Source organism: Acetobacter aceti (assembly GCF_002005445.1).
Lineage (GTDB): Bacteria > Pseudomonadota > Alphaproteobacteria > Acetobacterales > Acetobacteraceae > Acetobacter > Acetobacter aceti_B.
The window spans coordinates 3100406-3122860 of record NZ_CP014692.1 but is presented as its reverse complement, the minus strand read 5'-3'; the positions used below and the strand labels follow the sequence as shown (position 1 = coordinate 3122860).

At 60.3% G+C, this 22455-nt stretch carries 20 protein-coding genes, 1 tRNA gene and 1 pseudogene; 15 read left to right on the top strand and 7 right to left on the bottom strand.

Features of this window, described 5'->3' with window-relative positions:
• Positions 1-12: 12 nt before the first annotated feature.
• Positions 13-723 (top strand): response regulator, encoded by a 711-nt coding sequence (locus A0U92_RS14225; protein WP_077814485.1) that lies wholly within the window; start codon positions 13-15, stop codon positions 721-723.
• Positions 724-731: 8 nt separating this feature from the next.
• Positions 732-2096: an ATP-binding protein gene (locus tag A0U92_RS14220; protein WP_077813765.1), complete on the top strand. Its 1365-nt coding sequence runs from the start codon at positions 732-734 to the stop codon at positions 2094-2096.
• Positions 2097-2165: 69 nt separating this feature from the next.
• Here the strand turns inward: A0U92_RS14220 and A0U92_RS14215 are convergent, their stop codons facing one another.
• On the bottom strand, positions 2166-2693 hold the full coding sequence (locus A0U92_RS14215; protein WP_077814484.1) for an outer membrane protein assembly factor BamE: 528 nt from the start codon (positions 2691-2693) through the stop codon (positions 2166-2168).
• Between the two features lie 213 nt (positions 2694-2906).
• On the opposite strand from A0U92_RS14215, the gene A0U92_RS14210 reads away from it, so the two are divergent.
• From A0U92_RS14210 to A0U92_RS14165, 10 genes and pseudogenes are all read left to right on the top strand, one after another.
• Complete coding sequence (locus A0U92_RS14210; protein WP_077813764.1) at positions 2907-3482, top strand: YceD family protein; 576 nt, start codon at positions 2907-2909, stop codon at positions 3480-3482.
• Between the two features lie 152 nt (positions 3483-3634).
• Complete coding sequence (gene rpmF, locus A0U92_RS14205; RefSeq protein WP_077813763.1) at positions 3635-3838, top strand: 50S ribosomal protein L32; 204 nt, start codon at positions 3635-3637, stop codon at positions 3836-3838.
• A gap of 78 nt (positions 3839-3916) precedes the next feature.
• Complete coding sequence (plsX, locus tag A0U92_RS14200) at positions 3917-5017, top strand: phosphate acyltransferase PlsX (RefSeq protein WP_077813762.1); 1101 nt, start codon at positions 3917-3919, stop codon at positions 5015-5017.
• Between the two features lie 113 nt (positions 5018-5130).
• Positions 5131-6096: a beta-ketoacyl-ACP synthase III gene (locus A0U92_RS14195; RefSeq protein WP_187668779.1), complete on the top strand. Its 966-nt coding sequence runs from the start codon at positions 5131-5133 to the stop codon at positions 6094-6096.
• Positions 6097-6189: 93 nt separating this feature from the next.
• Positions 6190-6483 (top strand): integration host factor subunit alpha, encoded by a 294-nt coding sequence (locus tag A0U92_RS14190; protein ID WP_077813760.1) that lies wholly within the window; start codon positions 6190-6192, stop codon positions 6481-6483.
• 56 nt (positions 6484-6539) lie between these two features.
• Positions 6540-6765 (top strand): annotated as a pseudogene (locus tag A0U92_RS18710) (MerR family transcriptional regulator); the annotation flags it as partial.
• Between the two features lie 356 nt (positions 6766-7121).
• Positions 7122-7195 (top strand) — tRNA-Pro (locus tag A0U92_RS14180).
• Between the two features lie 209 nt (positions 7196-7404).
• Positions 7405-7971 (top strand): elongation factor P, encoded by a 567-nt coding sequence (gene efp, locus A0U92_RS14175; protein WP_077813758.1) that lies wholly within the window; start codon positions 7405-7407, stop codon positions 7969-7971.
• Positions 7972-8066: 95 nt separating this feature from the next.
• The gene (locus A0U92_RS14170; RefSeq protein WP_187668963.1) at positions 8067-8894 is read left to right on the top strand and encodes an inositol monophosphatase family protein; all 828 of its coding nucleotides are present in this window, start codon (positions 8067-8069) and stop codon (positions 8892-8894) included.
• Positions 8895-9005: 111 nt separating this feature from the next.
• Positions 9006-9827 (top strand): OmpA family protein, encoded by an 822-nt coding sequence (locus tag A0U92_RS14165; RefSeq protein ID WP_077813756.1) that lies wholly within the window; start codon positions 9006-9008, stop codon positions 9825-9827.
• Between the two features lie 366 nt (positions 9828-10193).
• On the opposite strand, the gene radA is transcribed toward A0U92_RS14165, so the two are convergent.
• Positions 10194-11591, bottom strand: a complete 1398-nt coding sequence (gene radA / locus A0U92_RS14160) for a DNA repair protein RadA (RefSeq protein WP_077813755.1) — start codon at positions 11589-11591, stop codon at positions 10194-10196.
• A 164-nt stretch (positions 11592-11755) separates the two neighbouring features.
• Between radA and A0U92_RS14155 the strand changes: the two genes are divergently transcribed.
• The 3 genes from A0U92_RS14155 to A0U92_RS14145 all read left to right on the top strand — a co-directional run bounded on the left by A0U92_RS14155 (position 11756) and on the right by A0U92_RS14145 (position 15585).
• Positions 11756-12190, top strand: coding sequence for a hypothetical protein (locus A0U92_RS14155; RefSeq protein WP_236748160.1), 435 nt, complete (start codon positions 11756-11758; stop codon positions 12188-12190).
• Positions 12191-12326: 136 nt separating this feature from the next.
• A complete protein-coding gene (locus tag A0U92_RS14150) occupies positions 12327-14498 on the top strand; it encodes a ComEC/Rec2 family competence protein (protein ID WP_077813753.1) in 2172 nt (723 codons plus the stop codon).
• A gap of 451 nt (positions 14499-14949) precedes the next feature.
• Positions 14950-15585, top strand: a complete 636-nt coding sequence (locus A0U92_RS14145; protein WP_077813752.1) for a hypothetical protein — start codon at positions 14950-14952, stop codon at positions 15583-15585.
• A 115-nt stretch (positions 15586-15700) separates the two neighbouring features.
• Here the strand turns inward: A0U92_RS14145 and bfr are convergent, their stop codons facing one another.
• The 5 genes from bfr to A0U92_RS14120 all read right to left on the bottom strand — a co-directional run bounded on the left by bfr (position 15701) and on the right by A0U92_RS14120 (position 22384).
• Entirely contained in the window at positions 15701-16186 is a 486-nt protein-coding gene (gene bfr, locus A0U92_RS14140) for a bacterioferritin (protein ID WP_077813751.1), read from the bottom strand.
• A 357-nt stretch (positions 16187-16543) separates the two neighbouring features.
• Positions 16544-18688 carry a glucans biosynthesis glucosyltransferase MdoH gene (gene mdoH / locus A0U92_RS14135; RefSeq protein WP_077813750.1) on the bottom strand — a complete coding sequence of 715 codons (2145 nt, stop codon included), beginning with the start codon at positions 18686-18688 and terminating at the stop codon, positions 16544-16546.
• Positions 18685-20241: an OpgD/OpgG family glucan biosynthesis protein gene (locus A0U92_RS14130; RefSeq protein WP_077813749.1), complete on the bottom strand. Its 1557-nt coding sequence runs from the start codon at positions 20239-20241 to the stop codon at positions 18685-18687. Before A0U92_RS14130 ends, mdoH begins: the two co-directional genes overlap by 4 nt.
• Before the next feature lie 73 nt (positions 20242-20314).
• A complete protein-coding gene (locus A0U92_RS14125; protein WP_187668962.1) occupies positions 20315-20677 on the bottom strand; it encodes a winged helix-turn-helix domain-containing protein in 363 nt (120 codons plus the stop codon).
• Positions 20678-20830: 153 nt separating this feature from the next.
• Positions 20831-22384, bottom strand: coding sequence for a DegQ family serine endoprotease (locus A0U92_RS14120; RefSeq protein ID WP_077814483.1), 1554 nt, complete (start codon positions 22382-22384; stop codon positions 20831-20833).
• Positions 22385-22455: the final 71 nt, after the last annotated feature.

The following is a 22455-nucleotide window of genomic DNA, read 5'->3' as shown; positions in this document are numbered from 1 at the left end:
GACGATGTCCTTATGGCCTCTGAAGACGAAAACAGCACCACTCACGTGCTGGTGGTGGATGATGACGCCCGTCTGAGACGGCTTCTTCAGCGTTACCTTAAGGAAAACGGTTTCCGGGTCACCGGCGCCTCGTCCGCGGCCGAGGCGCGTCAGGCGCTGGGTTTCATGCTGCCGGATGCTCTGGTGCTGGATGTCACCATGCCGGGCGAGGACGGTCTGGAACTGACCAGATCCCTGCGCGGACAGGGGCTGGATATTCCCATCCTGCTTCTGACGGCACGAGGAGAGGCGGAAGACCGGATCACGGGACTTGAAGCCGGGGCCGATGACTATCTGGGCAAGCCGTTCGAACCGCGTGAGCTGCTGCTCCGTCTGAAAGCGCATTTGCGTAAACACGCGCCCCCCCCGCCATCCGATAATCTGCGAATCGTCAGGCTGGGGGCGCTCGAATTCGATCCCAGCCGGGGCATTCTTTCCGGCCCGGACGGTGTTGTGCATCTGACCGGCGGCGAGGCGGCGCTGCTGGCGGTTCTCTCCCGCCGCCCCAACGAGGTGTTGTCGCGCGAAGAGATCGCGAACGCTCTGGATATGACGGAAATCGGAGAACGCGCTGTCGATGTGCAGGTGACGCGCCTGCGTCGTCGTATCGAAGCAGACCCACGTGAGCCGCGCTATGTGCACACGCTTCGTGGCAAGGGCTACATGCTGAAACCGGGAATCTGACGGCAGTCATGCGTGGCTGGCGCACATTCTGGGGTGAGGGCCGCCTCGACCGGTCCGTGCGGCGCGTTCTGCCCAATTCCTTTCTCGGCCGCTCTCTGCTGATTGTGCTGATTCCCCTGCTGGTTACGCAGGGAATCGCGCTGGAACTGTTTTACGGCAATTATCTGCACGTGATGTCCCGTCGCATGTCCGAAAGTGTGGTCTCTGAAATCAGTCTGTCGCTGGATTTTCTGGAGCGCTATCAGACACGAGCCGACCGGGCGTGGCTGACGAAGCAGGTGCGGTCACGCACGCAGCTTGCCGTGGAATGGCATCAGAATGCGAAACTGACGAAACTGGGTTCGACCCACGTTGTCGGGCCGATGGACGAAGACCTTGTCCGGACGCTTCAGGCCTTCATTTCCTATCCGTTTTTCGTGGACTGGCTGACGGACGAACACCACGTTTTCATCATGATCCAGTTGCCTGACGGCGTGCTGAAGGTTGACGCTCCCCGTAAGCGGCTCGATGTCGGGCAGATCTGGCTTTTCGTACTCTGGGCATTGGGCAGTTCACTGCTGCTGTTCAGTGTGGCGGCTCTGTTCATGCAGAATCAGGTGCGGGCCGTAAGGCGTCTGGCCAAGGCCGCCGAGCAGTTCGGTCTGGGACGGGATGTTGGTCCGATCCGGCCGGAAGGAGCCCGCGAAGTCCGTAAGGCCGCTGTGGCCTTCAACCGCATGCAGGAACGTATTTCCCGATTCGTCATACAGCGTACCGCAGTGCTTGCAGGCGTGTCTCACGATCTGAGAACGCCTCTGACCCGCCTGCGTCTTTCCTTTGCCATGTTCCCCCAGTCCGGCATGGTGGATGCCGCACTGCTCCGGGATGACGTGCATGACATGATCGGCGATGTCGCTGAAATGGAGCGACTGATCGAGAGTTATCTCTCCTTCGCGCGTGGGGAGGGGGCCGAGGCTCCGGAGAATCTGGATGTCGCCATGCTGCTGGAGGATGTCGCGGCTGCCATCGTGCGCGCCGGAGGCCGGGTGATGGGGGTGGCCTGTGAGCCTGGTCTGGTCATTGAGGCGCGGCCGGATGCGATGCGTCGCATGCTGGGCAATCTTCTGGAAAATGGCCGGCGTCTTAATGCGGCCCTGTGGCTTTCAGCGCGTCACGAAGGGCACAGCATCATGATCGAGGTGGATGATGATGGACCGGGTATTCCGCCGGAGCGCAGGGAAGAGGTTTTTCGGGCGTTTTCAAGCAGCAAGAAAGGCGGCACTGGTCTTGGACTGACAATCGTGCGCGATATCGTGCATGCGCATGGTGGAGAAATCAGGCTCGGGCAGAGCGCCCGCGGCGGCCTGAATGTGTGCATCACCCTGCCTCGATGACCTGATTGACCGGTAACCGGTCAGCAGATGGGAGGTGGCGTGGGAGAGCGCCCTGCTCTCCCGGAAAGATCAGGGCAGACTGTTGCCCGCTCCGCCATGGCCCGGACCGTTGTTGCTCATGCCCATTCCGCCACTGCCGCCGCCGAAGGAGCTGTTGTTCATCATGCCCTGCATCGGGTTGTAACGCCCGACATTGCCGATGATTTCCTGAAGGATGTTGATTTTGGTGCCCGGTGTCGGTGTCTTGTCACCAACCATGCCCGGATGTTTGGCGTCCTTGGGGCCGAGCGTTCTGAGCGAGCGGAGCGTTCCGGCCTGATCGAAGTTCAGGACAACGACCTGCTGCTTTGTGATGTGCGGAAAGTTCGCCGGGGTCGGCGCCGTCATCATCGACACATAAATCCAGGTATTGTCGTCGAAGGTCGCCTTGGAGGTTGGTGATCCGAGCAGATCAAGGGCGTCAGCGCGATTGCTCACACCCGGCTTGAGCTGATTGTAATCGTCAGCCTCGATAAGCGAACCACGCGGCATGGGTGAGTTTTCGAACACCGAACAGCCGGAGAGAAGAAAGAGGCCTGTCGTCAGCCCCAGCGCCATAAAGGCCTGTCTGCTGCGGCTGCCTGTGGCCGGCCGTGATTCAGTCCGGGAGAAAGGCTGGCGTTTTGACATGACGGTAGTCTGTTCTCTCCGCGAATGGACCCAGTAAATATTGTTATTGTTAAAGCACAAGGAGCGGATGTCCGATAGAGTGTTTTCTGTCACACTGATGGCGCTATCATCGGGCTTTGTGTCGGGAAAGGACTGTATAGAGTGACTGATTCCGGAGTTTCCGAATTTTCCCGTCCCGTTCTTGTGCGAACATTGCGGGGTGCGTCCGTCGACTCTCCCCGTGAAATCTCGGTGACCGCGACCGCGACCGAATGTGTCCGCATTGCGGAACGGCTTGGTTTGCCAAATGTGGCGAGCCTGACATGTCGGTATGAACTCCATCCTCAGACAGGACATACGGTGCTGGCGACGGGATCGATGACGGTCCGGCTCAGCCAGCTCTGCGTGCTGACGCTGGAGGTGTTCGAGGATGTGATCGCCGAGCGCTTCGTCATTCGATTCGTCCCGGCTTCCGAGCATGACGGATCCTTCGATGAGAACAGCGAGCTGGATGAAATCGACGATATTCCTTATGATGGTGACGTGATTGATCTCGGGGAAGCCGCGGTCGAGCAGCTCTCTCTCATCCTTGATCCGTATCCGCGTCGTCCCGGCGTGACGCGGCCTGCGGCTGTTCTGACCGAGGATGAGGTTTCCCGGCAGGCCGAGGAAGACGAGGCCGAGGAACGCCCCAATCCTTTCGCCGCTCTTTCCAGGCTTAAACGCGACGGTTCGTGAACGTCTGCATCCTGTGCGGACCTGTCAGTTTTCGATCAGTCCTTGCGGAACCGGTGCTGGTCTGGTAGAGCCCCGCGCTCAATTGTAGTTATGTCTCAGGTTCCGTTTTCCGGCGGTTCCGGGATACCATCATTTCGGAGGGGCTTGCACCCATGGCTGTACCTAAAAGAAAAACGTCTCCTTCCCGCCGTGGTATGCGTCGCAGCCATCAGGCTCTGAGTGTCGAAGCCCATGCCGAGTGCGGAAACTGCGGTGAGCTGAAGCGCCCGCACCACGTCTGCAGCCACTGTGGCCATTATGACGGTCGTGAAGTGATTGCGGCCGGCAAGGCTCTGAAAGTTGCAGTTCGCGCCTGATTGCGGTGTTGGTAACTTGACAAGCGGTATTCCTGATCAAGCCAGGCACGCTTCACTCATGAATGCCGGATCGCATTCATGAGTGAGGTGGAGCGCTCCGCCGCAGAGACTGCCCAGAGTCCGGAACCGTTTTCCCTCGCCGTCGATGCGATGGGTGGCGATGGCGGACCTGAGATGGTCGTTGCAGGACTGGCTGTCGCAGCGGATCGGCATCCGGGAGCCCGGGTGCTGCTTGTCGGTGACGAAAAACGTCTGAGACCGCTTCTTGCCCGGCATCCTAAAGCCGCCGCCATCTGTACGCTCAGGCATGCGCCTTCCGCTGTGAGTATGGAGATGAAACCCACGGCTGCACTGCGGCTGAAGGATTCGTCCATGCGCATGGTCATGAATGCGGTCGCTGGTGGAGAAGCGGCAGGTGTCGTGTCGGCTGGAAACAGCGGCGCGATGCTGGCGCTTGCCAAGATCGTCATAAAAACTCTCCCAGGCATTTCGCGCCCTGCCATGGCGGCTATCAGTCCCAGCATGAAAGGCGATGTCGTCATGCTGGATCTGGGGGCCAACGTGGCGTGTGACTGGCGTAATCTGGTTGAGTTCGCGGTCATGGGTGAAGCCTTCGCCAAGGCTGTGCTTGGTCTTCCGGCTCCTACGATCGGCTTGCTGAATGTCGGCGCGGAGGAGCTCAAGGGTGACGAGAAGCTGCGTCAGGCCGCCGATGTGCTGAGAGACAGTCCGCTGGCCGGACAGTTTCACGGCTTTATCGAGGGACATGACATCACGGCGGGCACGACGGATATTGTCGTGACGGACGGCTTTACGGGGAACGTGGCGCTGAAGACAGGCGAAGGCGCCATGAAAATGGCGTCCGGTCTGTTCAGGCAGGTGTTCACCAGCAGCCTTGCCGGGCGTCTGGCCTACCTTCTGGTGCGTCCTGCTCTGGAACGTATGAAGGACTGGCTTGATCCGCGCCGGTATAACGGTGCGGTCTTTGTGGGACTCAATGGTGTTGTCGTGAAATCACATGGCGGCACGGATGCTGAAGGTTTCGCGTCCGCCGTCGACGTGGCGATGGACATGGTCACGCATCATTTCAACGACGGGATTCGGACCCGTCTGGGGAACATGCCCTCTCTGACGACGAATCGGTCCCTCACCGATGTGGAGCGCCAGCCTGCGGCATGATTCAGGCTCGGGTGATCTGCCCCGTGCCTGTCGGTAGTTTTGACGTGGTTTCTGTGAACTGAAGACAGCGGACGAGGGTTGTACATGACCCCCTCGTCCTTAAGGTGTGCCGGATGACGATACGTTCCATGCTGGTTGGTGTTGGCAGCTATCTCCCTGAGAAAATTGTTACCAATGACGAGCTCTCAGAGCGTCTCGATACGTCGGATGAGTGGATTCGCGGGCGCACAGGCATCGGTCAGCGGCATATCGTCAGCGGCAGCGAGAACGCTGTCTACATGGCGTCCCGTGCCGCCCAGCGAGCACTGGATTTTGCCGGTATTGATCCGGTTGATGTGGACGCCGTCATTGTGGCGACATCAACACCCGATCAGGTCTTTCCGGCGACAGCCGTGCGCGTGCTCGGCGATCTCGGCGTGACGAACGGATTCGGCTTCGATGTCGCCGCAGCCTGCAGTGGCTTCATCTATGCGCTGTCCATGGCGGATGCCTTCATCCGTGCGCGCAATGCGAAATGCGTCGTCGTCATCGGCAGTGAGGTTTATTCCCGTATCCTCGACTGGTCGGACCGGGGTACGGCCGTGCTGTTCGGTGATGGTGCGGGAGCTGTTGTGCTGCAGGCCAGTGAGGATCCCGGCGAACGTGGAGTTCTCTCCACGCATCTGCACGCGGATGGCTCGACCGGAGATCTTCTCTACATTGACGGCGCTATCGGGCGGCCAGACCATACGGGCCACCTCCGCATGAATGGAAGAGAAGTCTTTCGTCATGCGGTGGCGAAACTGGCGTCTTCTGTTGATGAGGCGCTTGAAACTGCGGGTCTTGCAGCGTCGGACGTGTCCTGGCTGGTGCCGCATCAGGCGAATATCCGGATTATTGAAGGTGTGGCCCGCAAATTGCAGATGCCGATGGAAAAGGTGGTGGTCACGGCTGACCGTCACGCGAATACTTCGGCAGCCTCCATCCCGTTGGCGCTGGATGAAGCCATGCGTGACGGACGGATAAAACGGGGTGATCTGGTGCTCATGGAAGCGCTGGGTGGCGGACTGACCTGGGGGTCGGCGTTGGTGCGGATCTGAGGCTGCGTGTTCGATCGGATGATTTATCTGGTGGGCGGCTTTTCTCCTGCAAGACGTAATTGACGGGCTGCATCAGCATGTTACCTTGCGGGTATGAGCACGGTAACGCGCGCCAGTCTGGCGGAACACATCTATACGGAAGTCGGCCTGTCCCGGAGTGAGTCCGTGGCGTTGCTGGAAGCCGTCCTTGAAACAATGGCGGTGGCGCTTGAGTCCGGGGAGTCGGTGAAGATCAGCGGCTTCGGCACCTTCATGGTGCGCCGGAAAGGACAGCGCAGCGGCAGAAATCCCAAGACCGGAGTCGAGATTCCAATTCTCCTCCGGTCAGTGATTTCCTTCCGGCCCAGCCATATTCTGCGGGGCGCGGTCAACGGTGAGTCTGAATGAGCACCGACGGGACTTCGGATACAACACCGGACACTGACGACGAGATTCGCGGACGCAAGGGGCCTCTCGCCTTTCGTACCATCAGCGAAGTCGCTGATGAACTGAAGGTGCCCCAGCATGTGCTGCGATTCTGGGAAACGCGGTTTGAACAGGTTCATCCTCTGAAACGTGGGGGTGGTCGTCGCTATTACCGACCGGAAGATGTCGATCTGCTCCGTCGTATCGCGACGCTGCTCTACGTCAAGGGTTACACGATCAAGGGTGTGCAGCGCGTTCTCCGTGAAAAGGGACCGGAGGGGCTGGAGGAGGAAGTCAGCGGTAAAGTCGCTGACGCTTCAACGGATTCTGCTGTTTCAGAACCTGAAGTTTCCCTTAAGCGGGACGAAGGGTGGCAGACGCCTTCCGCTGTCGTGCAGCCTGAACCGCAGATTGTCACGGTGACTGTGCGCGATGAGCGGCTGGAAGGCGAGCATGATCGGATGCGCAGAAGTCTTGAGGATATCCTGCATCGGCTGGCTGAGGTAAAGGCCAGTCTGACAGCCGACTGACGGGTCAGAACAGGTCAATTGAGCGGATGCCGCCGAACCTCTCTTGTGGAGGGTCGGCAAGCCTGCTAGAGAGTGGCCGTTCATTACTGACGGGCAGTAGCGCAGCCTGGTAGCGCATCAGTCTGGGGGACTGGGGGTCGTGGGTTCGAATCCCGCCTGCCCGATATTTACCTGAAAAGGTAAAACGTCAGTAAGCATCATTTTCATAAAATCTGATGATATTCCGCGATCTGCAAAGGCCGTGGGGTATGAGTGTGGCAAGGGTGAACCTTTCCTCCTCCTCATGCTGTGACGCTCTGATCTTGCTCTTCCGCCGTCCGGGGGGTAGAAGCCCGCCTTTGATCCCCAGTGTTTCCTTCTTCAGGGATAAGTTATGAAACAGCAGGCAAACCTGATCCGCGCGGGCCAGGTCATTGAGCATGACGGCCGTCGCTGGACGGTTCTCAAGCAGCAGATCATCACGCCAGGCAAGGGCGGCGCGTTCATTCAGGTGGAAATGCGCGACCTGAAGACCGGCAACAAGACCAACGAGCGCTGGCGTACAGCCGACACGGTCGAACGTCTGATCACCGAGGACAAGGAATACAATTATTCCTATATGGATGGTGAGACCCTGGTTCTCATGGATCCGGAGACGTTCGAGCAGTTCATGATCCCGCTCGAACTGCTGGGCGATCAGGCGCCATTCCTTCAGGACAATATGGTTCTGAACGTGAACCTTGTCGAAGGCGATCCGGTTGCCGTGACGCTGCCGCCGCACGTGACGCTGGAAATTGTCGAGGCTGACCCGGTTGTGAAAGGCCAGACGGCGAGTTCGTCCTACAAGCCTGCGAAGCTGTCCAACGGCGTGAAGACCATGGTGCCTCCGTTCATCGAAGCGGGTGAGCGCATCGTGGTCCGTACTGATGACGCCAGCTATGTGGAGCGTGCGAAGTCCTGAGGGATTCCGTCCGACACTGAGCATCACCGGATGACGTTATCCCGCATCCGGTGATTCCCCATTTCCGCTTTTCTACAGGATCAAATGTCGTGGCGATGCGTCTTTCCCCCGTAATGACCGTGATGCAGGCAGCAGCTGACAAAGCATCGAAGCGTCTCCTGCGTGACTTCAACGAGGTCGAGCAGCTTCAGGTCAGCATCAAGGGGCCGGGTGACTTCGTGTCGCAGGCTGACATGCGCGCCGAACGAACCCTGAAGGAAGAGCTGGAGCGGGCTCGACCGGGCTATGCCTTCCTGATGGAAGAGAGTGGCGAGTCGGGCGGGGATAACTGGACCTGGCGCTGGGTAGTGGACCCTCTGGATGGCACCACCAACTTCCTGCACGGCATTCCGCACTGGGCGATTTCCATCGGTCTCCAGCGGCGTCTGCCCGACGGGTCCATCGAACTTGTCGCGGCGCTTGTCTATAATCCCGCGGCAGGCGAGATGTTCTGGGCGGAAAAAGGCGTAGGCGCTTATCTGAACGACCGGCGTATCCGCGTGTCGGCGCGTCGTGACATGCTGGAATCCCTGTTCGCCACCGGCATTCCGTTTGCCAAGGTGTCTCCGAAACGCCGCCTGCCTTTCGCTCGCGTGATGGGTGTGCTCATGCCACAAGTTGCCGGCATCCGTCGTTTCGGCGCCGCTGCTCTGGATCTGGCGTGGGTCGCGGCAGGCCGTTACGAAGGATACTGGGAATTCGGCATCAAGCCGTGGGACTGTGCTGCCGGCGCCCTGATCGTGCGTGAGGCAGGTGGACATTGCACCGACCCGGATGGAAATGATCTCAATGACCTGCCGGATGACGTGCTGATCGTTGCTGGCAATAGCCACATGCACGGCAAGTTGCGCGAGATCGTGGCGGAAAGCCTGACTGCCGCCTGATCTTCAGTTCGCCACTTTTCGGGCTGATCCTCGAAGGCTGTTCCCGTGGTGCTGGGGCATGAGTGTTTTCCGCAGGATCATCCGGTCCACTTTGTCCCGAGGCTTTTTTGCATGAGCGGTTTGAAAAAGCGTTTTCATAAGCCCGATGGTCGTCACCTGCTGGCGGTGACCGGCATGCTTGCTGTGGTGGGACTGGTGGCGGCTGGTGCAGCAGATACAGCATGGGCGCAAATCACCACGGACACCTCGGCGCTGGGAGCGCTTGGGACGCCAGTAGCGGACACGCCGAAAACCGAGGCGGTTCAGGCAAAAAAAACGACCCGTAAACAGGCGGTGGCCACCCCGACGACCGCAAGATCCGCGTCAGCCAGACCGGAAGCGAAAAGTGCGTCTTCCAGCACCACAACGACCGGGCCTGCTCCCGGAGCGCCTTCTGTGGCCAGACCCTCGAAACCGCCTCCGGCAGCGACCATTCCCGCAGCCCCCCCGCCAGCTCCTGTCCTGACACCCGTCATCATCCCGGTCGAGCTGCATCCTTTTCCGATTCCGCCCGATCCTCAGCCGTCAAAAGACGCCAAGGGTGATGTGCTGCCGATCAGTGGTGGGTTGCGGGTGACGTTTGGTGCGGATTCGGCGCAGCTCAATCAGGAAACGAAAAATGGCATACTGGCGTTCGCCAATATGCTGAAAGAGCATCCTGACGTCAGGGCGCTGGTCGATATTACGGCCAGCGGCGTGCCCAACGATCTGTCGCGCCCGCGCCGCATGTCGCTGAGTCGCGGACTGACTATCCGGGCGGTCCTGATGAACGCCGGAATTCCGTCAACGCGGATTTATATTCGTGTGATCGGCCTGCCGGACAAGACCGGGATCGAGACACCGGCAGACCGGGCTGACATCCGTCGTTCAGACGAGGCTCCACCCGAAAAATAAGGCTTTTGCAAGCAGGGTCGAGGGCAGGATCTCGGTGTCGTGGGACTTTGTCCCCGTCGCACAAAGAGGCGCAGAGTCCCTTCTGTCCTGATTTCTTTCAGTCATGCACGACAGAGGATGAGGTGCGCCAATCAGAAGAAAAGGGGCGCTGTGTCTTCGTCCAGTGCTGAAAAAAGCAGGATATAATATTGCCTGCGCCGTGAACTGATCTTTGCAGAACCGGGGCGATCCCTGCCCGGTAACGGCGTCACGGGCTCCTTGCCCCGGCTTTCCCGTGATCCGATTCATTAACGGAAAGCGGTCTCCAGAGGTGCGCCTCTGGAGGTCGAAAACATCCAGAACAGTCGTTTCTTGTCCGGTTTGGTCTCAGTCCTTCGGTGTCGCCGCGCCACTGCCGCCCATCATCGCGACCAGACTGGAAAGATGGCCGAGTTCCTGGAGTTCCAGACCGGCGGGCGGTTTCGTGCGGGCGGCTCCCCGCGCCACACGCCTTGGCGATACGGCTGTGGTGAAGCCAAGTTTCTGGGCTTCACGCAGCCGCAGATCGGCCTGCGGCACCTGCCGGATTTCACCCGAAAGGCCGATTTCCCCAAAAAACACCGAACCTGCGCTGGTGGGCTGGCCTGTCGCGGCGGAGATGATGGCGGCGGCCGCAGCCAGATCGGCGGCGGGCTCAGTGACGCGCAGGCCACCGGCAAAATTCAGATAAACATCCATACTCGACAGCTTGAGACCGCAGCGGGCTTCCAGAACGGCCAGCAACATGGAAAGTCGTCCGGAATCCCAGCCGACTACAGCGCGGCGCGCACTGCCGTCGCCCGCTTTGGTGGACAGAAGCGCCTGAACTTCCAGCAGGACCGGACGCGTGCCTTCAAGACCCGCGAACACGGCGGACCCCGCGATATTGCCCTGTCGCTCGGCCAGAAAAAGCGCGGAAGGATTGGGGACTTCCACAAGTCCACGGTCGGTCATGGCGAAAACGCCGATTTCGTCGGTGGCGCCAAAACGGTTTTTTGCGGCGCGCAGAATACGGAACTGATGTCCCCGGTCGCCTTCGAAATACATTACGGCATCGACCATGTGCTCCATCACGCGCGGACCGGCCAGCCCGCCCTCCTTTGTCACATGCCCGACGAGGATGAGGGCAAAGCCGCGCTTTTTCGCAAGACGGATCAATTCGAAAGCGCAGGCACGGACCTGTGCGACAGAACCCGGCGCGCTCTCGATCGTGTCGAGCCACATGGTCTGGATCGAATCGATGATGACAAGGCCGGGCGGCGTGTCGGTCTCAAGGGTTGCTGTAATGTCGGACACGTTGATGGAGGCGGCCAGCTCCAGTGTCGGAGCGTTCAGTTCGAGCCGTCTGGCCCGCATCCTGATCTGCTCGACGGCTTCTTCGCCTGAAATATAGACCACTTTCTGGCCTGTAGCAGCGAGGCGACAGGCCGTCTGAAGCAGCAGCGTCGATTTCCCGATGCCGGGATCACCACCGACAAGCACGACCGAAGCAGGCACAAGCCCGCCGCCAAGCACGCGATCCAGTTCGGCAATGCTGGTGCCGATCCGGGCCGGAGGTTCGGCGCTGCCCTCCAGACCGGCGAATGTCAGGCGTCGCCGGGATTTACTGGCGCGGGAGGCGGTCGGTTCGATCGTTTCTTCAACGATGGTGTTCCATTCGTTGCAGGCTTCGCATTTGCCGGACCATTTAGGGTACACGGCGCCGCAGGATTGGCAGACGAAACGATGGAGGGGCGTTTTGGCCAATGAAAGTCAGACTCCGAAATGAAGATGGAAACTCAGAAATTGTTAGAGTCCTAATTTTAACGTAATTCTCTTGCTCTGTTGCATTGTCATTCCTGACCAGGTTGGTAGATTCCTGAATCAATTATGCCGATTTGCAGGCGTCGGTGAACCAAGGAGAGAAATTCGTGGCACGAGCCAGTGTGATGAAGGCAGCAAAAGCAGACAGGACACGTCCCTCGGCAGCAAAGTCAGCGACATCTTCGAGCAGAACGGCAGCATCGAAAAAACCCCGCGCCAGCAAGGAAGATCTGCTCTCGGAAGTTGAAGCCCAGACCCAGACTCCGGCTCCGGTTGAGAGAACCAGGACTTCCCCCGTTCCGGAAGCTCTGTATTTCGATGCGACGTGGTATCTGGAAACATATCCCGACGTGGCTGAAGCAGGCATTGATCCTGCGACACATTACCAGATGAACGGCTTCCGTGAAGGCCGTAAACCCAACGCGGCATTTGATTGCAAGGCCTACCTCGCTGCCAACCCTGACCTTGAGGGATATTCCGAGGATCTGTTTGCGCACTACGTCTTTTTCGGCGCGTCCGAGGGCCGTCGCATCAAACCCTGATCCTGTCCGTACGTTTCTGCCCGTGCTGACAACTGGTTACTCCAGCAGGTAATTCTGCCGAGCGACGCATCTTGGCGATCAGCGTAAAAGCCTGCACATAGAGCATGGGCTTTTTTGTTTCAGGAGTGACGAGGCGGTGAAGGGCGTGCTGATCCGCTTTCAGACGCTGCTTCTCACGGAACGCCACAGACTGCCGCTCTGGCTGCCAGTTTTCATGGCGCTGGGCGTTCTCGCCTATTTCCAGCCTCTGACGGAGCCCGTGGTCTGGTGGGCTCTGGGAGGGGGCTTTCTTTCTGCTCCTCTCCTCATATTCGGCTGGCATCGTCTTGGCGGGCGCGTGTCCGGTTGTGCGATTCTGTGTGTCAGCCTTGGTTTTCTGGCGGCATGGAGCGAGAGCCATCGCGCCCCTCCCATGCCGGAACTGCCGCGGCGCGCCGTCATTCTCACAGGTCATGTTCAGGCGGTGGATATGCTGCCCGCCCGTAACGAGGGCACGCCGGGTGGCCGACGGGTCACCCTGTCCGGTGTGCGTTTCGAGACATGGCTCGATGAAGGCATGTCTCCGCTGAAGCGGACCCTGCGACTCAGACTGCGCGATGACGATTCACTGCTGTTTGGCCCCGGAAATGAACTGCGGATCAGGGCGCTGCTGGAAGCGCCGCCTTTCCCTGTCATGCCGGGCGCACGCGATTTACAGCGCGAAGCCTGGTTCGGGAAGGAAGCAGGCACCGGGCGGGCGCTCGGTGTGGCAGCCCGGATCGACGGGAGTGGTCAGGTTTCAGCGGCGACCACTCTGGAGCGTGTGCGTGAAAAAATAGCAGCCCGTATCGCCGTGGTGTTGCCCGGATCGGACGGTGCGATCGCTTCGACGCTTCTGGTCGGTCTGTCCGGGGCCATCGCCGCGAAAGACCGGGAAGCGTTCTCCGTGTCCGGCCTGTCGCATCTGCTGGCCGTCGCAGGGCTGCATCTGGGCATTGTCATGGGACTTGTCGTCACCGCCGTGCGATACGGTCTCGCTTTCATTGAATGGACGGCTCTCCGCTGGCCATGCAAGGAAATTGCGGTTGTCTGCGGTCTGTTCGGCGGCGTCATCTATGTGGTGATGACGGGGATGCATCTGCCCGCCATGCGCAGTCTGATCATGGCCTGTCTGGTCGTGCTGGCGCTCGTCACGGGACGCAATGCCGCTTCCATGCGCGGGCTGGCGGTCGCCGCCGCCGTTCTTCTTCTGACCGGTCCCGCCGTCATTCTGGGCGTTCCGTTTCAGATGTCCTTCGCGGCGGTGATGGCGCTGATCGCGGGCTACGAAGTGCTGCGGGCTCCACTTCGGCGGCTGCATGGCGAGGGAACGGTGGGCCGCCGCTTTCTCGTGCATGTCACGACGCTCGCCCTGACCAGTCTGCTGGCGGGGACAGCGACCCTGCCGGTCTCCATGGCGCATTTTGGCGAGATCCAGCCGTTCTTTGTCGTGGCCAATCTGATTGCCGTGCCGATGACGGCGCTATGGGTGATGCCTGCGGGACTCCTCGCCGTTCTGCTGATGCCGTTGCACCTCGAACACCCGGCGCTGGATGTCATGGGGTGGGGAGTGGACGGCATCATCTGGCTCGCAAGCACTGTCGCCCGGTGGCCTGCCGCACGGATCGCTGTGCCGATGACACCCGGCTGGGGGCTGGCGCTGTTTCTGTTCGGACTCTGCTGGCTGTGTCTGTGGAGCCGGAAGTGGCGACTCATTGGAACTGTTCCGATGCTTATCGGGTTCATGACGCCTTTTTTTCATTCCTTACCTGATGTGGTCATCACGCCGGATGGGGGCCTTGTGGCGGTGAGGGAGGGAAAACAGTTGCTGGTGAGCGGCCAGTCCCGTGACGCCTGGTTCGAGCGGCGGGCGCTGGAGCAGGCGTTCGCGCGACCGGTTGTCAGCCTGCCGATGCACGGCGAGACGGCGAGCGGCGATCTCACCTGTGGCGAGGACGGAGCGGCAGGCGTCTGCGTTCTCCAGCGCGGGAAACATTCTGTCCTGCTTCGCGTGGAAGACACGACGGATGGTCAGACCCTTCTGCCTCGGGAGGTCTGTCAGGGAATGGATCTGTTCGTGACGGTTTCCCCGGCGCGATCATCCTGCCGCGACGTGCCGACCATTGACCGGTTCGCAGTGTGGCGGGAAGGGGCGGTGGCGGTCCGGCTGACGGATTCGGGCGTGCAAACCCTCTCTGACCGGCAATGGAGTGGAGACCGGCTCTGGGTCATGCGGCCCGGACGGCATGGGGCGCCGAATCTGCCTCTGGCCAGAGAAGACGACCGTTAGCTGTTCTTTGTCTGGCGACCGTCACGATGAAAGGCCGGAACGTTGTTTTGGGCGGTCAGGTTTTTTTACATAGCGGAGAAGGCGCGGAGTTCTGCCTTGCATCCGGAAGGGATCACAGATCCTTCCACCCGTTTATTTCAACAGGTTGGTGTCAAAAGGACTTCACCGCTTTGTGGGGTTTGAGGGAAAGTCACGGTAAGCGTCCTTGCAAACGTCCGGCTTTACGAGGCTCTCCTCTATTGGGATGAGGTTCTATGACGCTGTTTCGGCATGATTTTTTCTGAAAAAAGAAATTTCTGTTGAGGTCCGCTGGCTTTTCAGGATGTCTGGCCGGGCGTGCGCATGCAGATTTTAAAGGAAACCGCGCGGTTTTTAGTTGCAATTAAGAATGGTTCTCAATTAAGAAGGATTCAGCAAGACAGGAGGCGGACCTCCCGGGTCCGAAGGTGCCATGAACGCGACTTCCGATACTCTGACTGAACTTTCCGGTGACGAACGGGTAGCTGTATGGATGCTGAGGTATCTCGCAGGCCCCGGACGTCCATGCTGCCGCCTTGGAACGGGGGGATGGGGTGACATGTTCTTCCGGCAGGATCTGGAGGCGCTGGGTTCTGCATTCCGACAGGCCCTGGATCGGTGCTCGGGTTTTGGCATGAATCCGCTGGACGTGCGCATGAGGGAGTGCGGTTCGGTCAGTCTGACGGAAATGAATCTGCTTGATGCCGCTGCCCTCGCCCAGAAAGGGGATGAGCGCGGCATGAAGGCTGTCCTGAAAAGGGTGTTTCCCCAGCATCATGTCGTGACATCCTTCGCCACGGCGATGGTGCAGCTTGGCGCATGTCTGGCGTCGGCGGGATTCTGGCTGCTGAGCAGGGCCTGTGTAAGGGATGACGTGACGTGTGACGGACAGGCGCAACCCGGAAAACCCCAGCCTGTGCGGTCATCGCATCCTGTCGCGGAAGCAGGCAGACCGGTGGCGGCCGCGTCTCTGGTGACGCTCTCCCGCTGGCGGAACAATGACATGACGGCTGGGCAGGTGCTCTGGCCGGTCATGGAGCGCAGGCACGACCTTCCGGCGGGTGTCTGAAAAAACGACAGGCCGGGAAGAAAGCTCTTCCCGGCCTGTCATAATGCTGTCCGGTCGCGTCACCGCTGGATAATAACGGATGAGGCAAGGCCGGATAAGGTTCTGAGAGCTGCTCTCAGCCCTCGTTGGCGGGGGCCGAGTTGAGCTGGATGTAGTTCTCGATGCCAACCTGCTTGATCAGATCGAACTGGCGATCGATGAAGTCTTCATGCTCTTCCTCGTTATCGAGGATTTTCAGCAGCAGGTCACGGGAGACGTAGTCGCGGACGCTCTCGCAGTAAGCGATGCCTTCGCGCAGATCATCAAGAGCCTTCTCTTCAAGCTTCAGGTCGCATTCAAGGATTTCCTTGACGCTCTGGCCGATGAGGATGGTGTTGTAACGCTGCACGTTCGGCAGGCCGCCAAGATACAGGATGCGCTCGATCAGCCAGTCGGCGTGGCGCATTTCCTCGATGGACTCTTCATATTCCTTCTTGCCCAGCAGGGTGACGCCCCAGTGGTTCAGCGTGCGGGCGTGCAGGAAATACTGGTTGATGGCGGTCAGCTCGTTGGTGAGCTGGATGTTCAGGTGTTCGATAACCTTCGGGTCTTTGATGGCCATGGGTGCCTCATGTCTGTGGTGTTGTTGGATATGAAGATGGCTTTACACCTGAGTTTTGTCGATTTGCAAGAAAAATCCTTTATTTTTCAATGTGATACAAGAAATGAATTGCATTCTCATCTGAGATTTCAGTCTGATTCTGGCGGAAATGTCCATGATTTCAATGTGGTGGCTGCAAGTGAAAGCCGACTCTTTCACTCGTTTTATGAATATGTGTTTTCAGAAATCTGTTTGTTGAGAAATGCCGATGCTCCGGTCGGTCATGAATCGTGGATGATTGTCCACGGGAGCCTGCCGCCTGTGGGTGCCCGACTGGGAATGGACAGGCAGCAGAGTTACCCCTTTAGAGGAACCTCTTCAGCGAGGCAGCGTCATCAGCCGGTCCAGACCGGTGGCGTCGCCCAGAGCCGCTGCTTTTTCCCTGGAGGTAAGCGTCGTTTCCGCCTCGGCCAGTGAGCGCGCTTCCTGCAGTTTCAGCAACCCGACAAGTCGCTCAGCGTCAATCGGATCGCCCGCCTTGCGGGACGGAGGCAGCATGGCCCGATGCGCCGCCAGCAGGGCCGGATCGGAACACAGCGCCGCCATGGCGCTCTCTGGACAGTCGAGGGCGGGGAGTTGCATGGCGGCCGCCGCCTTCAGCAGCACGTCCGGCGTCTGGGTTTCTTCCGGAACCAGAAGGAGTCCCAGCCGGCGCAGGGCCTGTCCGACATCACGGCTGGCGGTGAGGGCCGCGAGCGGGATGGAAAGGACCAGACCCAGAAGTACCGGTGTCATCCAGAGGAACAGGGAGATGGAGACCGCCCATGCCGCCGTGCCGAGAATCAGGCCGAACACGGTATAGCGCCAGTAACCTGCGACAATGACACTGAACGGCACACCGCCATCGTCACGACGCTGCGCGTTCCAGCCGGAATCCTGTCCGCTGAGAATGGATATCACGCCGCCTGTCTGGATCAGCATGGCGATCGGGGCGATCAGGCCGCCGATCAGCGTCTCCACCAGAATGGAGAGCGCCGTGCGGATCGCGCCGCCGCAGCCCTTCAACGTGGTTCTGTTAAAGAACAGGGCGATGTAGGCGAACAGCTTGGGCGCCAGCAGAATGGCCATCGTGGCGATGAACACGTATTTCGCGCGCACCGGATCGACCTGCGGCCAGTGCGGATACAGCGTCTTGGTGTCGCCGAAATATTCCGGACGGACAAAGTGCGCCTGAAGCGAGATCAGGATACCGACAAGCAGGAAGATCAGCCACAGCGGGGACGTTACATAGGCCCCAATGCCGATCATCATATGCATCCGGCTCAGCCAGTGCAGTCCTTTTGTCGGGATGACCTTGTAGTGCTGGAGGTTGCCCTGACACCAGCGACGATCGCGGATCGCCACGTCAGTAAGTGACGGCGGGCTTTCTTCATAAGAACCGAGAAGGGCGGGGACCATGTGAATGGCCCAGCCACCGCGCCGCATGAGGGCGGCTTCCACGAAGTCATGGCTGAGGATGTGACCACCGAACGGCTTGCGGCCCGGCAGATGCGGCAGACCGGCCTGCTCCGCGAAGGCCGCCGTGCGGATGACGGCGTTGTGGCCCCAGTAGTTACTGGCCGCGCCGTGCCACCAGGCGATGCCATGCGCGATCAGCGGGCCATAAACCCGTCCGGCGAACTGCTGCATCCGGGCGAACAGGGTTGTGCCTCCGGCGATGATCGGCAGGGTCTGGATCAGGCCGACCTGCGGATTGCGCTCCATCGCGGCGGCGATCTGGACCAGTGTGCGCCCGTCCATGACGGAGTCCGCGTCCAATGTGACCATCAGCGGATAGGCCCCGCCGAAGCGACGCACCCACTCGCCAACATTGCCCGCCTTGCGCTCGATGTTCTTGGCGCGGCGGCGGTAGAAGATGTGTCTGTCATCGCCCGTGTCCCGGCGCAGGGCGAGGAAGGCGGCTTCTTCGGTCACCCACACATCCGGGTTGGTGGTGTCGGAGAGGATGAAGATGTCGAACGCATCCTCCCGGCCCGTTTCCTGCAAGCTGGCGTAAATGGCGCGGAGGCCAGCCATCACGCGGTGCGGATCTTCATTGTAGGTCGGCATCAGCAGCGCAACGCGGGTGTTCAGCGCCGGCAGCGGTCCATCCGCATGAATGCCGAGACCAAGGCCACCTTTTGTCAGGAGGGACCAGAAGCCCGCGACCGAGGAGGTGAAGGCCAGTGCAATCCATGTGAAGAGCAGGACGAACAGCACCTCCATGATGACGCCAAGCACGGAAAAGCCGTTGGCGTCGAGCACGAGATGGGTCTGATAGGCGCCATAGGCCGTCAGGGCGAGGGCTGACCCGATAACGGCCAGCCGTCGGAGCGAGACCAGCGGAGGCTCGGTCGGAGAGACGCGCTCGCGGCCATGCAGGTCGGGCGCCGCATGGAGGTCCTGCGTCTCCATCGACAGGGGCGCTTCGGGAGGAAGCGCATGGAACCTGACGGCGGCGACAACGCCGGGTGCGTCGGTCATGGCGTCCAACGGTACACCCACTGTTCTGAGACAGGTCCCTGATCATTGGCGAGAACGACATTCATTTCAGCGAGCTTTGCATCGCCGGGATAGAATTCGAACGTGGTGCGCCAGCCGTTGATATTCGGGTTGGGTTCGACAACCACATTCTTGATCGTTCCCGCGGATGTGTGCGGAATAAGATGGAATTTCGCATCAGGCCTGGTGTTGGCGACCGGACCGCCGGTGAAGTCGATGGCGAAGAACCGGGCTTCCTTGTGGTCGGTCACAGCGCCGACCCGCGTGGCGCCGATCCGGGCAAGCTCGGTCGGAAACGGCTCGTCCCAGCCCCAGTACATGCGATAGGTATAGGCATATTCATGCCCGGCCAGCATCGGCTCTTTTGGCCGCCAGAAGGAGACGATGTTGTCGTTGACCTCGTTGGGGGTGGGAATCTCGACCAGATCGACAAACCCGGCGCCCCAGTCGCCGATCGGTTCGATCCACAGGGACGGACGCTTCTCGTAATTGAGAGCGAGATCCTCGAAGTCGTGGAAGGAGCGGCGGCGCTGCATCAGACCGAAACCGCGTGGGGAGATGTCGCTGAAGGCCGAGAACTGGAGATCCAGCGGATTGCGCAGCGGCCGGTAGAGTTGCTGGTCGGAACCGGTCCAGATCTGCAGCGCCTCGCTGTCGTGCGCGGCGGGACGCCAGTCATCGACATGGGTGCGGTCATTGGTGTCGAAATAGAACATGCCGGTGAGGGCGGCGACGCCGGACTGCTCGATCTTCACGCGTGGGAAGAAGGTGGACTGCACATCGAAGATGGTGGTCTCGCCGGGGCGGATGGTGAAGCGGAAGGCGCCGGTCACTGACGGGCTGTCCAGCAGCGCGTGGATGACGACAGAGTCCACGCCGGACTGCGGCTTTTCAAGCCAGAAGGCGCGGAAAAGGGCGAATTCCTCGCCTTTGGGGTCGCCTGTGCCGTCCGCGAAACCGCGCGCGGAGAGGCCATAATTCTGACCTTTCGCGACGGCCCGGAAATAGGAGGCCCCGAGGAACACCGCGCATTCTTCCATCACGCCGGGCGTGTTGATGGCGTAGCGCAGGCGCAGCCCGGCGAAGCCGAGATTGTCGGTCACCCGCAGCATCGGATCGCCGTAGCGGAACATGTCGGGGCTGTAGGGGACAGGCGCGGATTTTCCATCCACGACTTCATGCATCTCGATGCGCTGCGGATAGAGGAAGCCGCGCGGAAAGAATTCGACGTCGAAGGCCAGATTCTCGTTGTGCCAGAGCGCCTGGTCGGGCTGGAACTCGATGGAACGGAACTGATCGAAGGTCAGGTTCGTCAGAGGCTTCGGGAGAGACTGTTCCGGCGCGCTGTAAGACCTGGACGCAAGTTGACGGGCGATCTGTGTAACAGTGCTGTTGTCGAACGGTGTGGGAGCGGCTGGTGCAGGAGGAGCATCAGCGGCATGGGCCGGTTTGCGGAGGAAGTCTGTCGTCAGGGCGGCCAATGCGACACCACTGCCTGCACGAAGCAGGTCGCGGCGGAAGACGGAGGATGACACGCTTCTTGTTCTCCCGGTTTTTAGAGACAGAACTGTATGGTCTGCCAGCTATTGTACCAGTCTGTTTCGATTGTCACGAAGGTGAGGCTTTTTGAGGGCGACAGACCAGAGCTGCAAGCTCTTCCAGAGGCGCTTTTGCCCCGTTGGCCGCCTCTTTTTCCGCTGCGCGATAGCAGCGGACGACGGTCTGTCCTGCCTCAGTGAGATGGGCGCCCCCGCCCCCGCCCGGCTTGGTGGCGACCAGCGGGGCGGTGAACTGCTTGTTCAGAGCGTCGATCAGCAGCCATGCCCGGCGATAGGACATGCCCATCGCCCGTCCGGCGGCTGAAATCGAACCGGTTTCTTCCAGATGTTCCAGAAGACGGATCTTGCCGTGTCCGAGTGCGGGATGACCATCCACATCCACCCTCAGCGTCAGGCGTAGTTCAGTCACAATGTGAAATCCTCAGTCGCGTTGACAGAAATTGCCGGATGGATAACGCCGGGCGCATGAAAGATGTCGGATCATACGCACCAAACATCCTGACCGGAAGGGCGGCAGACGAGAAACGACATATTCCCCACCTGACGACAGCCAGCTTTCACCGGCTCAGTGTGCACCGTCCAGCGGGAAGGGCACCCAGCGCAGCCCGTCCATGTCATGCACCAGCAGAAGAACGGAATGGCGCTGTTCCTTCTGAGCCGTATCGATCCCCTTGCGTAGATCGGCCACCGAATTTACCGCAACCTGCTGCACTTCGGTGATGACGTCACCTTCTTTGAGGCCCCGTTCAGCCGCAGCGCCTCCTTCCGTGACGCCAGTGATCACCACGCCTTTCTGATCATCCGCAAGGTGATATTTCTTGCGGTTCGTATCCGTCAGGCCGGAGATTTTCAGACCAAACCCACTGAAATCGACGGATTTGTCCGATGAATGGTTTCCGGGTTTCTCAGGGTGATCCGGATGGGCGGCTTCTTTCGGCTCGGGGAGCGCGCCGATGGCCACGGAGAGATCCTGCATCTTGCCATGACGCCAGACGGAGAGCGTGGCCTGGGAATTGACGGGAAGATCGGCAATCAGGCGGGGCAGGGCATGACCTTCAATCGGTTTGCCGTTCAGGGCCTGAATGACGTCGCCTGTCTCAAGCTTCGCCTTCGCCGCCGGTCCCTGGGCGTCCACACCCGCGATAAGAGCGCCACGCGCCGGTTTCAGGCCGAGACCGTCGGCGATTTCCTGCGTGACATCCTGAATCCGCACGCCGATCCAGCCGCGCGAGACGTGGCCGGTCCTGCGAAGCTGCTCGATGATGCCGCGCGCCTCGTTGGACGGGATGGAGAAGCCGATCCCGACCGAGCCGCCGGAAGGAGAATAGATGGCCGTGTTCACGCCGATGACCGCGCCGTGCATGTCAAAGAGCGGGCCGCCGGAATTGCCCTTGTTGATGGGAGCGTCGGTCTGGATGAAATTGTCATACGGCCCCTGCTCGATATTGCGGCCGCGCGAGGAGACGATGCCCGCCGTCACCGTGCCGGACAGGCCGAACGGATTGCCGATGGCCAGCACCCAGTTGCCGACGCGGGCGGTGTCGCTGTCGCCGAACGACACGAAGGGCAGCGGATGGGGCGACGCGACCTTCAGCAGCGCGAGGTCGGTGCGGTCGTCATGACCGATTACCTTCGCGGGCAGGACGGTGTTGTCCTGTAGCGTGACGGTGACGCGGTCGGCCTTGCGGATGACGTGGTTGTTCGTCACCACATAGCCTGACGGGTCGATGATGAAGCCGGAACCGAGCGCCTGCATCTTGCGCGGCGGCCCGTTGGGCGTGTTCTGGCGATTCATGAAGTCGTGGAAAAACTTCTCGAACGGCGAGCCTCGCGGAAATTCGGGAATCTGCGGGCCTTCCTCGCCTTCTTCGTCCTCGTCGTCCGAATCGCCCTTCATGGTCTGGGTGGTCGAGACGTTGACCACGGCAGGGAGCAGGCGGTCCGCGAGGTCGGCGAAGCTGCCCGGTACGCCGTGGGCGTCGGTGGTCACTTGCGGCATGGGTGCCGGCGCGGAGTCTGCATAGGCGGGCATGCCTGATGAGCACAGGGCTGCCGAGCAGGCTGAGACCGACAGGGCGAAAGAGAGCAGAAGGGGGCGGGCAGGACCGGAAAAAGGCATGAAAGGTGCGTTCTTCATTTGGTAAAAAAACGAAATATGCCCCTTTCATAACGCAGGGTGAGACAATGTGA